The sequence below is a fragment of the Gordonia polyisoprenivorans genome, from assembly GCF_017654315.1.
Lineage (GTDB): Bacteria > Actinomycetota > Actinomycetes > Mycobacteriales > Mycobacteriaceae > Gordonia > Gordonia polyisoprenivorans_A.
In genome coordinates, this window is record NZ_CP072203.1 from 599,620 (window position 1) to 612,118 (window position 12,499).

Annotated in this window: 12 protein-coding genes and 1 pseudogene; 6 read left to right on the top strand and 7 right to left on the bottom strand. The window is 66.2% G+C overall.

The features are described from left to right. Positions 1-82 precede the first annotated feature (82 nt). The gene (locus tag J6U32_RS02825; RefSeq protein ID WP_432276978.1) at positions 83-1,270 is read left to right on the top strand and encodes a lipase family protein; all 1,188 of its coding nucleotides are present in this window, start codon (positions 83-85) and stop codon (positions 1,268-1,270) included. 12 nt (positions 1,271-1,282) lie between these two features. Here J6U32_RS02825 and J6U32_RS02830 read toward each other — a convergent pair whose 3' ends face one another. Continuing rightward, positions 1,283-2,164, bottom strand: a complete 882-nt coding sequence (locus J6U32_RS02830) for a TY-Chap domain-containing protein (RefSeq protein ID WP_208793462.1) — start codon at positions 2,162-2,164, stop codon at positions 1,283-1,285. A 376-nt stretch (positions 2,165-2,540) separates the two neighbouring features. Next, a complete protein-coding gene (locus tag J6U32_RS02835) occupies positions 2,541-3,656 on the bottom strand; it encodes a protein kinase domain-containing protein (RefSeq protein WP_244332525.1) in 1,116 nt (371 codons plus the stop codon). 193 nt (positions 3,657-3,849) lie between these two features. Between J6U32_RS02835 and J6U32_RS02840 the strand changes: the two genes are divergently transcribed. Together J6U32_RS02840 and J6U32_RS02845 are read left to right on the top strand one after the other, a co-directional pair. Continuing rightward, on the top strand, positions 3,850-5,157 hold the full coding sequence (locus J6U32_RS02840; RefSeq protein ID WP_208793464.1) for a ricin-type beta-trefoil lectin domain protein: 1,308 nt from the start codon (positions 3,850-3,852) through the stop codon (positions 5,155-5,157). 187 nt (positions 5,158-5,344) lie between these two features. After that, positions 5,345-5,536 carry a histidine phosphatase family protein gene (locus tag J6U32_RS02845; RefSeq protein ID WP_244332527.1) on the top strand — a complete coding sequence of 64 codons (192 nt, stop codon included), beginning with the start codon at positions 5,345-5,347 and terminating at the stop codon, positions 5,534-5,536. Here the strand turns inward: J6U32_RS02845 and J6U32_RS02850 are convergent. The 3 genes from J6U32_RS02850 to J6U32_RS02860 are packed head-to-tail and all read right to left on the bottom strand — an operon-like array spanning position 5,533 to position 8,101. Next, complete coding sequence (locus J6U32_RS02850; RefSeq protein WP_208793465.1) at positions 5,533-6,504, bottom strand: ketopantoate reductase family protein; 972 nt, start codon at positions 6,502-6,504, stop codon at positions 5,533-5,535. The two genes, J6U32_RS02845 and J6U32_RS02850, sit on opposite strands and share 4 nt — an antisense overlap. Positions 6,505-6,524: 20 nt before the next feature. Then, positions 6,525-7,526: an adenosine deaminase gene (locus tag J6U32_RS02855; protein WP_208793466.1), complete on the bottom strand. Its 1,002-nt coding sequence runs from the start codon at positions 7,524-7,526 to the stop codon at positions 6,525-6,527. Positions 7,527-7,540: 14 nt separating this feature from the next. Next, positions 7,541-8,101: a hypothetical protein gene (locus tag J6U32_RS02860; RefSeq protein ID WP_208793467.1), complete on the bottom strand. Its 561-nt coding sequence runs from the start codon at positions 8,099-8,101 to the stop codon at positions 7,541-7,543. 227 nt (positions 8,102-8,328) lie between these two features. Here J6U32_RS02860 and J6U32_RS02865 point away from each other — a divergent pair, with 227 nt between their 5' ends. After that, positions 8,329-9,705, top strand: a complete 1,377-nt coding sequence (locus J6U32_RS02865; RefSeq protein WP_208793468.1) for an NAD-dependent succinate-semialdehyde dehydrogenase — start codon at positions 8,329-8,331, stop codon at positions 9,703-9,705. A 12-nt stretch (positions 9,706-9,717) separates the two neighbouring features. Here J6U32_RS02865 and J6U32_RS02870 read toward each other — a convergent pair. Next, positions 9,718-10,455, bottom strand: a pseudogene (locus tag J6U32_RS02870) (DUF72 domain-containing protein); the annotation flags it as partial. Positions 10,456-10,576: 121 nt separating this feature from the next. Between J6U32_RS02870 and J6U32_RS02875 the strand changes: the two are divergent. Continuing rightward, positions 10,577-10,894, top strand: coding sequence for a DUF2853 family protein (locus J6U32_RS02875; RefSeq protein WP_014358214.1), 318 nt, complete (start codon positions 10,577-10,579; stop codon positions 10,892-10,894). Between the two features lie 132 nt (positions 10,895-11,026). On the opposite strand, the gene J6U32_RS02880 is transcribed toward J6U32_RS02875, so the two are convergent. After that, positions 11,027-11,299, bottom strand: coding sequence for a GlsB/YeaQ/YmgE family stress response membrane protein (locus tag J6U32_RS02880; protein WP_006368925.1), 273 nt, complete (start codon positions 11,297-11,299; stop codon positions 11,027-11,029). A 207-nt stretch (positions 11,300-11,506) separates the two neighbouring features. Here J6U32_RS02880 and J6U32_RS02885 point away from each other — a divergent pair, with 207 nt between their 5' ends. Next, complete coding sequence (locus tag J6U32_RS02885; RefSeq protein ID WP_244332528.1) at positions 11,507-11,914, top strand: DUF898 family protein; 408 nt, start codon at positions 11,507-11,509, stop codon at positions 11,912-11,914. Positions 11,915-12,499: the final 585 nt, after the last annotated feature.

Sequence of the window (12,499 nt, forward strand, 5' to 3'; positions counted from 1 at the left end):
GGTTAACCTAACCGACATTGGGGAAGTCCGGTGTGCTGCGGGGCCGCAGCCCGCAGCCGATGAGGGAGAGGGGACCGCTGCAGTGCGTCGACGAGGACTGGTGCTGGGTGCACTACTGATCGGGGTGGTCGGCCTGTTGTGGTCGCCTCTGCCCGGGTCACCAACTGCACAGGCGACGCCGAGTCTCACGTCCAAGGCCGGCGCGGGCACGGTGCTCAGTTCCACCGACATCACCGACGAGAAGGACGCCCGCATGACCGGCGCCCGCCAGGTGATCGCGATGACCTACCTGTCGGAGAACGCGCAGGGCACGCTGATCCCGGTCCGCGCCACCGTCTCGATCCCCGAGAAGAACTCGCACGGCGGCGACTACCGCATCTTCGCCTGGGCGCACGGTACCGCCGGACTCGGCGACGGCTGCACGGTCACCGACCGGATGGGCGTCCGCGTCGACGGCAAGGAACGCTGGCGCGACTGGATGGGCCCCTGGCTCGACGACGGCTACGTCATCACCGCCACCGAATACGCGGGCGTCGGCGGACCGGGCGTACACCCCTACGCCGACGGAGAGATGCAGGGCAAGAACGTGATCGACTCGGTACGCGCCGCGCGGACCGTCGTCGCGCAGTACACCGACACCCGAGCCGGCACCGACTATCTCACCTCCGGTGGTTCCCAGGGCGGCCAGAGCGCCGTCTGGGCCGGACATCTCGCACCCACCTACGCACCCGAACTCCACAACGTGGGTGTGGCCGCCAGCTCGGTGCCCGTCGACACCTCTCAGCTACTGAAGGTCGTCGCGCCCGGCGTCCCGCCCGTCGCGATTCCCGACTACGTGACGTACGTGTCCTACGTGCTTGCCGGTGTGAAGGCCGCGCGCCCCGACGTCGACGTCGACTCCTACCTCACGTCGCTGGGTAAGAAACTCGTCGAAGATGCTGCGACACAGTGCTATCCGGAGTTCAGTCCGTCGACGCGGCAGTACAACGTCGGCCAGATGGTGACCAAACCACTGGCCGAGGGGCCGCTGATCGGCGTGGTGCACGAGCTCTCCGCCGTCCCCGACACCGGCTACCGCGCTCCGATGCTCATCCAGCAGGGCACGCTCGACGTGGTCGCGCCGGCTCCACTGACCTCGGCATGGGTCGACCGTGCCCGCGCCAACGGCGCCGAGATCGATTACCAGACCTACAACGACCAGCACGGACTCGGCGCCTACTCCGAGACCGCGGCACTCAAGTGGGCCGACACCCTGCAGTGGGCGCGGTAGGTCGGGACGGCCTCAGAGATCCGGCCCGCAGGCGTCGTGGGTGAGCGCCGCGACGATCTCCGGGCGCACCTCCTCGACGAACTGTAACCACTGGCCGATACCGGCCGCGACGTTGTGCCGGGAGAACGCGGTGGCCTCCACCGTCAGCACGGCGACGATGCAGGTGTCGTGCACGACGAGCTTGATCCCGGTGTAGGGCAGCGTCTCGGTCGCCACGAAGCGGTAGGCCGCAGGCCGATCCGTGACGTGCTCGACGACGGTGCCGAAGAACTCCAGTGTCGGGCGCGTGGGCAGGATTCGCAGCCACGACTTCACCTCACCGGTCGGCAACGGGATGTCGCCGTCGTCGTCGACCACCACCGGATGCCCCGACATGGTCTCGAGCGCCTCGAGCACCATCGCCCGTAGGTCACTGTGCCGTGCGGGCAGGGCGATCACCTCGAGCGCCGGCTCGTGACGGGCCGGCGCGTCCCCGGTCAGGAAGGCCGGATGTCCGACTCCCCAGATCTCGATCAGGGTGGTGGCGGCCAGCGCGGCGAGAGCGTCGACCTGGGCTCGATCGGCCTCGGAGGTCAACGATCCGTCACCGTCGTCGCGATCCCAGCCGAGGAGTTCGAGATCGGCGATGTTCTCGCGCAGCACGTCGGGATGTGGATGCAGGTCACCCTCGACGATCGTGCACACGATGCGGTCCTCGTGGGCGCAGAAGTTCAGCACGCCGTGCGATCCCTCGGGGATCTCGAGGTTCTGTTCGACGACGAGTGTCGCTCCGTCGTCGAGGTCGGCCAGAAGTGCGGCGAGCAGGTGACGGTATCGGGCCCAGGCATCGCTGACGGCCGTGTCGAAGTCGACGTTCCCGCGCATGTCGTCTGCACGCATGTCGTCTGCACCCATGGCACACCTCTCATCCGGGTGAAAACCCTCGTCCGGCCGGCGCTCGACGATCCGGCTGCTCGACGCCCGGCCGCATCGTGATCTGGCTGCATCATGACCCGGACTGCATCGTGACCCTGATTGCATCGAGACCTGGTTGCGAGGTTACGGTTCCCCACCACCGAGTGCCGCATCGCGCACGAGGATCCCCCCATTCGTAGGACCCAGGGCCAACCGTCCTGCCGGCACCACGATGTCGAATGCCCGTCGCCATCGCGTCACCCGTTGTTCAGCGCGACCCATCGTTCAGCCCGACCCGACACAGTTCGGTGCCGGTGTGATCGGCCCTACACCGTTGCGCGTTACAGGACACAGGCAGGAGGAGACAGACGGGGGCTCAGACGGGGGTGAGCCCGATCAGCCGGCACAGCCGGTCCTCGTCGATCACGTGCAGTGCCTGGCCGCGCCGTTTGCGTTCCCGTGCGGCGAACAACTTGCGGCCCTCGTGTGCCCCGAGGCCGCCGTCGATCTGATGGGCGCGCACGAGCACGGTGGTGTCGTCGCCGACCATCGACTGCACGGCCGCCCCGGATTCCTCGATCAACGTGGTCAGCTCCTGCTGGGTGCCGGTACTGAACCGGCCGGTGATCACCACGCGGTGCCCGGCCAGCCGTGCCGGTCCCCGCGCGGGACTCATGTCGACCTTGTGCAGATCCGTCAGTGCGCGCAGGGCCTGCGTGCCGTCGACGTAGCGGGTGCCCTTGGCCGCGGTCGCGTGCCAGATCCAGCACTTGAGATCCTCGGGCGCGTCGAGGTCGCGGATGCGGGAGACGTCGTCGTTGGTCCAGTCCGCCCCGGTCAACAGGGTGCAGGTGAGCAGGCCGAGCTGATAGATGTCGAACCACGTCGCCCAGTGACGGTAGTCGTCGACATCGGCGGGCATGTATGCCGGTGTGTAGGCGTCCAGCGGTGAATGCCGCGGTGTCAGTGCATGTTTGGCGATCCCGAAATCTCCGAGAGCGAGCCGGCCGTCGCGCAGGAAGACGTTGTCGGGCTTGATGTCGCGGTGGGTGACGCCGGCCGCGTGCATCACGGTGATCAGACCGAGCAGGCCGCGGATCTCACGACGGACCCGTGCCGGACGCCATCCCGCCCACACACCGTCGGCCACGAGATCGCCGACCGTACCCTCGCGCACCCACTCGGTGACGATGACATAGCGCGTCATGCGTCCGGGACCGGAACCGAAGGCGAAGGCGTCGAGCAGCGCGACCACCTCCCGCCGGCCGGCGAGCAGATGCCCCATGTGCGCCTCACCGTGCCAGTCCGCGGCGCTCGCACACACCTTGACGCAGACCTTGCGCGTCACCCGATCGCTCGACGACGCCAGCCGTGATGCGCGATAGACGTGGCCGAAGCCGCCGCCGTCGAGGAGCCCGTCGATCCGGTAGCGATACCCGGTGTCGCCGACGATGATCTGTCCCGCACGGAGCGGCTGACGTGCCCCAGTCACGCCACCACGGTAGGGCATGGGTCCGACGGGCTCTCGCCGACACCGCCTCGGCCCACCGGCAGCACGACACACGCGTCGCCGGGGCGGCTCGCGCATTCTGTCGGTTTCGTACTGTTTTCCCAAATGCAATCATTCCCACGGCAGCAATGCCAAATAATCATCAGGTATGAAACAAGGAATCAGGAGCGGACCAGTGCGAAAAGCGGTGTGCGTTGTTGTCTGCAGCATTCTCGGCATTGCGGGAATGGTGCTCGCCAACGGACCCGCATCGGCCGCTGATTCGACATTCGCGGTCAAATCCGTGCTGAACGGCCAATGCCTCGACAACTCCGATGCCGCGGCCCGCCCCGGCAACCGGGTACTGCTCTACCAATGCCACGACGGGGCCAACCAGCGGTGGACGGTTGGCGCCGACGGCCGGGCCCGTGTGCAGGGTCTCTGCCTGCAACCGGTCGGGGCGGTCATCGCCAACGGCCGCAACCTCGAGATCGCGACCTGCTCGACCTCGCCGTCCCAGGTCTGGGGTCAAGGCGCCAACGACTCGCTACGACCCAACTACGGCAACTACTGTCTGACCGCCGCAAACGGCGCGGTCTCGCTGCGGACCTGCGCAGGGACGACGGCACAACGATGGACACTCACCTCGGCCGCGGCTGCACCCACCACCACGCCGACCACAACCACTCCTGCCACCACCACGCCACCCACGACCACGCCACCCACGACCACGCCGACCACCCCGGCAGCGGTCACCAGTCCCTCCGGCCAGGCGGCCCCCACGGCGAGCCTCCCCGGATGGCGCCACATCTTCGCCGACGAATTCACCAAGAACGCGGCACTCGGCTCGTGGGCCAATTCGTGTGAGCCCGACAAGATCGTCTACACCGGCGCGCAGGGCCAGAAATGGCGCACCTATCCCCAATGCTATCTCGACACCTACCAGAAACGCCCCTATCGCCCCGACGCGGTGCTCTCGGTTGACGGCGGCATGCTCGATTTCTTTCTCCATCAGGTCGACGGAAAACCCGCCGGTGCGAATCCGTCGCCGCTGATCACCGGATCGAGCCAGTACCAGACCTACGGCCGCTATTCCGTGCGAATGCGCGTCGACCGTCCGGGACTCTCCGAATACTATGTGGCCTTCCTGCTCTGGCCACAGTCCGAACAATGGCCCGCCGGCGGTGAGTTCGACTTCCCCGAGGGATCCCTCGCGGGCACCGCCAAGGGCTATCACCACTACTCCGGTCTCGGGTCGTGTGTCAGCTGTCAGGCCGTCGCCACCGACATCGGGGCCACGTTCACCAACTGGCACACCTACACGATGGAATGGAGTCCCGGCCGCATCCGCTACCTGCTCGACAACACCGTCGTCCTCGACACCACCGCCTGGGTGCCGTCGGGCCCGATGCGCTGGCAACTGCAGGCCGAGACCAACGGCAACGGCACCAGCTCCGGGCACCTGCAGGTCGACTGGGTTTCGGTCTGGGCCTACAACGGCTGACGCCGATTACTCGATCTCGATCTCCACCTCGGGCGATCGAGGCGTTGCCTGACACGCCAGGAGGTAGCCGTCGTCGATGTCCTCGGATGCGAGCGCGATGCCGTTCCCGTGGTCGACGGTGCCCGAGACCAGCCGGATATCGAGGGGGTGAGCTCGAAGTCGGCAGCCGCAATCCAGAGTGGTCGTCGTGTGCCACGGCGGGGTCATCAACGCCTACCTCACCCACGTGCTCGGACTGGCGCAATTGGTGTTCGTCCAACCGCACTACACCTCGGTCACCCGGGTGCTTGCCGAGCCCGACGGATATCGGGAGATCCTGTCGGTCAACGAGTTCGATCACCTGCACTCGTCGACGGGCACGGCTCAGTCCGGGGCTTAGCCTGGGGGTAGCCCCGCCAACGCCTCCACCGGGTCCAGGCTTCCGGCCGGCAGGCGTTCGCGGGCCAGTCGCGTCGTGGCCGCCTGCACGAGTTCGTTGACCGCGGTCGCCACACCGTGCAGGCGCCCCAGCAGGACGATCTCTCCTGCCAGGTAATCGATTTCGACGTTGCCGACACCACGCGCGATGCTCTGCCACGTCGAGCTTCCATAGCTGTCCTCCCCGGTCTCGCGGCGCACGATGTGGTCGGCGCGGCGCTCGCGATCGGTCTCGACACTGACCGCCTCGATCCCCGCCGCAGCGAGTGCCGCCTCGCCCTCGGCGCGTGCGCGTGTCACCAACTCCCGATGTGCTGCACCGTCATTGCGATAGCAGGCGTCGATCCCGTTCACGAGGTTCATGATCAATTTGCGGTACTTCCACGCCATGATCTGCGCGCGGGGTTCGGAGGGGAATCCGGCCGCGCGGAAACGCTCCGCCATCTGCTCGGACACCTCATCGGTGCCGGCCGGAAAGCGGCCCACATCGAGGATGCCGGGACGCGCCGCCGACCCCTGCACCACCACGCCCGGTTCGAGGTGCAACGCCGGCAGCATCACGCACACCGAGTACGTCCGGGCGAACCGACGCAGAATCGCCGGCTCATTGGCAACCCCGTTCTGCGCCGACGCGATCGGTGTGTCCGCAGGCGCATGCGCCCGAAGGTCGTCGAGGGCGTCGGCGGTCTGCTGACTCTTGACACACAGCAACACCACCGTGTCGTCGGTCCATTCGATCTCACCGGCGTTGGCGGCCACCGGAATCCGATGCACCTGACGTCCGTCGGCGGTGTCGAGGACGAGTCCGTGCTCGCGCATCGCCGCCAGATGCGCACCCCGCGCGACCAACGTCGTCGGGGTTCGGTTCGCATGCAGGTGTGCGCCGATGACCCCACCGATCGCGCCCGCGCCATAGATCACCACATGCATGACCTCCAGGGTAGGACGCGTCAGGCCGGCGGGTCCGCCAGCTCGTCCGACCAGCGATTCCGGTCCTCCTCGCTGATGAACGAGGCGGCAAAAGAGTTGCGAGCCAGGGTGATCAGATCGGCGTTCGAGAGATCCAATGCATCGGCGATTGCGATGAACGTATCTCCGGCATACCCGCCGAAATACGCCGGATCGTCGGAATTGATCGTGACGGTCAGACCTTCGGCCAGCATTCGCGGCAGCGGATGCTCGGCAAGTGTCGGCACGCACCGCAAGCGCACGTTCGACAGCGGACAGGCGGTCAACGGCATGCGATCGGCGCACAGGCGCCGAACGAGTTCGGGACTCTCCAGGGCGCGGATGCCGTGATCGACTCGTTCGATGCCGAGCGTGTCCAGCGCCTCCCAGATGTAGTCCGGAGGTCCTTCCTCCCCGGCGTGCGCGACCACATGCAGTCCGGCCTCACGGGCGCGGTCGAAGACCGGAGCGAACTGGCCGGGCGGGAAACCCACTTCGGCCGAGTCGAGGCCCACCCCGATGATCGAACCGAGATGCGGGGTCAGCGCGTCGAGTGTCTCGTGCGCCTCCCGGACCGGGCGGTCGCGCAGGAAGCACGCGATGAGGTCGGCGTGCAGGCCGGTCTCGGCCTCGCCGGCGTCCAGCCCGCGCCGCAACCCGGTGACCACGACGTCCACCGGCACCCTGCGCACGATGTGAGCCTGCGGATCGAAGAAGACCTCGGCGTGGCGCACACCCTGCGACGCCGCCGTGCGTATGTAGGCCTGCGCGAGGTCGGCGAAGTCCTGCTCGGTTCGCAACACGGCCATGCACGCGTAGTACAGATCGAGAAAGTGCGGCAGATCGGTGAACGCGTGTGCCGCCCGCAGTGCGGCGACGTCGGCGTACGGCAGTGTCACCGAGTTACGTTGGGCGAGCGCGAACACCATCTCGGGTTCGAGCGTGCCCTCGATGTGCACGTGCAACTCGGCCTTCGGCAAGGCCGTCAACGCCCGGTGGTCCATGACCGACCATTTTGTCATGAGGCCCGGGGCATGGGTGGGGCCGACGCGACCCGATCCGAGTGTGGGGTCGAGTACGCCGCGAGCGCCTCTGCCAACGCGGGTGCCTCCTCTCGCAGGAATACCGCCCAATTACCCAGCGCGGACTCGAAGTTCTCGATGTGGAAGACCGTGGACTCCAGCGACAATCGCGCCCGGACGGTCTGTTCGTGCAGCGTCAGGCTCACGAACGGATTCGACAGCGGGCGGCAGATCAGTTCGCCCACAGCACTCGAGGGGCGGATGCCGTCGGCGAGCGTCGCCGACAGTTCGATCACCGGCACCGACGGATCGACCATGAGTCGGAGGGAGAAGGGTTCGGTGGGGATGGTCAGCACGCCCTCGGGATCGAACTCGAAGATTGGGCCGGTCTCCTCGTCGAGTGAACCGAGGACCTCGAGCGACCCGATCACCAGCGCCCGCAGGTGCGCTGCGCTCCTCGTTCGTTCGGCCCCGTCGATGACCGCCTCGGGTGGCGGCGGTGAAGGGATGTCGCCGTGGCCGTGTCGTTCGGACTCCCCGAAGATGCTGTCGTACATGCGGTTTCCCTTCATCGGTGGCGGCGCCGACTCCGGCCGGCTCGCTTCGCACGGTAGGCGGAGTGCCGACCGCTGCGCGCCCCGGTGACCGATGAGGCACCCGACCTGTGGACACGGAGAAATCTGTGCATCGTCGACGCGCGCCCCTCCGGCCCCTGCGGGCCACGGCAACCACAAAGCGGACATATCGCCCACAGGGTCGCGGTCGGCGCGCGTAGCGTCGGGTCATGAGTGCATATGTGACGACCAACCCGACAACGGGAATCACCGAACGCGAGTTCGCGATGCTCTCCGATGATCAGATCGACGAACTCGCCCGACGCAGCCTCGGCGGATACGAACGCTGGCGCGACGTGCCCGTCAGCGATCGCGCAGAAGCGTTGGCCCGCACCGCGGATCTGTACGAGAAGCGGTCCGACGAACTCGCCGCTGCCATCACGACCGAGATGGGCAAGGTCACCAAGGAAGCCGCAGGAGAGGTCCAACTCGCCGCCGACATCTACCGCTGGTACGCCGAGCACGGCCCCGACCTGCTCGTCGACGAACCACTGGACCCGCAGGGTGCCGCCGAATCCCTGGTGCAGCACAAGCCGATCGGCCCGCTCGTGGGTGTGATGCCCTGGAACTATCCCTACTACCAGGTGGCGCGTTTCGTCGCGCCGAACCTGATGCTGGGCAACAGCATCATCCTCAAGCACGCCTCGATCTGCGCGGCCTCCTCGGCACTTATGGCCGAGATCCTGCACGAGGCGGGGGTTCTCGACGATGCCTACATCAACGCCTGCGCCAACAGTGACCAGGTGGCGAAGCTCCTGGAGCACAACGCGATTCGCGGTGTCTCCCTGACCGGGAGCGAGAAGGCCGGTGCGGCCGTGGCCGAGGTGGCGGCGAAGAACCTGAAGAAATCGGTCCTCGAACTCGGCGGATCAGACCCGTTCATCCTCCTCGACACCGCCGACCTGGGCCGCACCATCAAGGTGGCCTCCCGTGCGCGACTGTCGAATACCGGACAGGCATGTAATTCGCCCAAGCGATTCATCGTGCCCGATGCGCTCTACGACGACTTCGTCAACGGGCTGGTCACGGCATTCGATGACGCGGTGGTCGGTGATCCGACCGATACCGATACCCGTGTCGGGCCGCTGTCGTCGGTCGAGGCGCGCGATACCGTCGCCGAACAAGTGCAGACCGCGGTCAGCCAGGGCGCGACGCTGCGCACCGGGGGCACTCCGCTCGATCGGGATGGTGCATTCCTGCAGCCCGCCGTGCTCACCGACATCACCCCCGACATGGACGCCTACTCCGAGGAGATCTTCGGCCCGGTCGCGATGGTTTACCGCTACCGGTCGGTGGACGAGGCGGTGACCCTGGCCAACGATGTCGAGTTCGGGCTCAGTGGTTCGGTCTGGGGCACCGATCTCGAGAAGGCCGCGCAGGTCGCCGACCGGCTCGACGTCGGCATGGCCTATGTCAACGAACACGGGACGACGCTGCCGGGTCTGCCCTTCGGCGGGGTCAAGCGGTCCGGCTTCGGGCGTGAGCTCGGCCGGTGGGGGATGGGCGAATTCGTCAACACCCGTTTGCGCCGCACCTCCTCGAAGTGAGCCCCGCGCACAGCTGAGGGAGTAGCGACAGCTGAGGGAGTAGCGGATCATGGTCAGCGCGTTGTCGACTGCCGCGCCGCCGGTGTCGTTGTTGTAGTACACGTACACATCGTGGGAGTCGTCGAAGTTCTCCGCGATTCGCCGCAGCCAGGAGTCGATGGCGCCCTGCCCGTAGGCGACCGACCGCGACGACCGACCTTCGTGCAGGCGCAGATACCCGAAATCGGTTGTTGCCCAGAGCGGTGTGAGAGTGATGCTGCGCCGATCCGCCCAGCACAGCGCGGCGTCGTGTTTCCTCAGCACGTCACGAACCTCGTCGCACCACCACGAGTCGTGGCGAGGTTCGACGACGATGCGCGCTCGGTTCCCGATGAGGCCCAGGACCTCGTCGAGTTGGGTCGGCTCGGCGTGCAGGTTCGGCGGTAGCTGCAAGAGCACCGGTCCGAGCCGGGAGCCCAGGCCCGCAGCGCGATCGAGAAAACGCTGAATCGGTTCCGCAGGCTCCTTGAGGCGCTTCACGTGGGTCAGATAGCGGCTCATCTTGACCGACATGCGGAATCCGGGCGGCAGCTGGTCGCGCCACGACTCGAATGTCGCCCTGTCGGGCAGTCGGTAGAAGGTGTTGTTGACCTCGACGCTGCAGAACTGGGAAGCGAAGTATGCCAACCACTCTCGCTGCGTGATTCGACGCGGATAGAAATGTCCGCGCCAATCCCGGTATTGCCAGCTGGAGGTACCGATGTACAGCATCACCGTCGATGCTACGCACGCAGGTGAGAATTCATTTCGAGTCGGCCTCCCGGGGAGGCTCACGCGCGTAACGTGACCCACGGCCGTGAAGAAATCCGACATCAACCAATGGAGGCTCCCGATGTCCGATGCACGTGACACCGTTCTCGCTTACGCACCGAACGCCGATACCGCGGTGATCGACAAGATGGCGTCGACCTACGCCCTCGCGCTGCGTAACCGCGACGCCGCGCTGGTCTCGGCCAGTGACCCCGCGGAACTCAAGACGGTCCGCGAGAACTTCCTGAAGAAGAAGCTCGGACTCACCCAGAGTGACGCCGAACTCGACAAGGCCATCGCCGACGTCCTGGCCGGCATGAAGGACGGCAAGTCCAATCCTCGCCTGGCGGTGTACTACCTGCTCGCCGACAAGTTCGGCAAGCTCGACGTCTTCAAGTAGTTGTGCGTGGGGCAACAAGCCCACGTCAAACACCTCAGGACAGACAGATGACCGCGTCAGCCTCGTCGGCCGGACGCGGTCATCTGTGTTGTCGGACGTCCAGCGCTGTGGACGCCTACTGGTCTGTGGGAGCTATTGCCGCACTGCACGCCCGCGGATCGCCAGGTAGCCGGCGATCAACACGATCGCCACGACGATGCCCACGATGAACGGGATGACCTCCCAGCCCCCGTTGCTGTTGTTGTAGCCAAGCTGGTAGGTCAGCCACGATCCGACCAGTGACCCAACGATGCCGAGCACGATGGTCATGATCACGCCGATGTCCTGCTTGCCCGGCATGAGCAGTCGCGCGAGTGCGCCGACGATCAGACCGACGACGATTGCGCTGATGATTGTCCAGAGCATGGTGTCCACCTCTCTGTGGATGTCCGGTCGCGCGTACGCACGACCGGGATGACGACCAAGAGCGGCCCGCGGTCTCGAGGCGACTGTGCTCCCGGTTGACCAGTGCATCCGGGCGAACCGGACGCTGGTCCTTCATACGCTATCGCGTGGGACGCCGGCCGAGCCCCACTGCGAGCCAATCGCAACGGGATTCCTTGTCCGCTCTGCGTGTCGTCCGCTCGGAGGGACATCGAGCGAATCGGCTTCGGCTACCCGTTTGCGTTGGTACTCCGAGAACGTTGGCGCGCCAAGCACTCGTACATCGACGGCCGCCGACTCGTCTTCACCGGATCGGCATGGGGTCTGTTCGGTAACTGGGTCAAGTGGCTCCTCCTGTGCATGGTCACCCTGGGCATCTACTCGTTCTGGGTGGGACCCCGCATCGCTCGATGGAAGTGGGAACACACCGACTTCGAGAACGTGCCGATGCCGGCCACCGGCCCTGCTACCGGATATCCCGGCGCCATCGACTTGGGAGGACCGCAATCGCCGCTGACGCCCGGGTATCCAAGTGGCAGTGCGACCACACCGCCGACGGTCGGACACACGCCGCCCGCTCCGGCCGGCTCGGACTGACCGGCTCGGACTGAACTGTTCCGTGCGGATGCACTCGTCGCTCGACGACGGGTACGTCCGTACCGAATCGCTCAGCGCCCGAACCGTTCGGGATCAACAACCAATCCGACCGCAGCAGAGTCGTGAACGCCGAGCCGCCAGGCCGTTGACCAGCCGATTTGGAACTTCGCAGCGTGATGCGTAACTTATTCCAAGTCAGCGCGCCGCGGCGCCGCCCCGGAGGGCTCCGAGAGGAGTTCGGTAGGGGAGAGGAAACCGGGTAGACGTTGACCGCCCCCGAGAAATCGATCAGGGCACAGTCATGTGCCAGGACGAGGGCCCGGGGTCGCCAGAACCAAACGGCCGCGACCAGCGAGTTGCGAACACCGCGAGGATCTGGCACACTGGACGAGTTGCCCGTGATTGGGTGGCGAATCCTGAACGACAACTCGCTGGAGTTCGCCCTTGTGTGGGGTGGTGTTGGTGGGTGTGTGTTCTTTGAGAACTCGATAGTGTATTGGTGGATTGTTTGATGACATTTGTTTTGTGGCATTAGAGTTTGTGCATTGCACCCTTGTTGTGGGGTGTGGTGTGGATTTTTTTGCC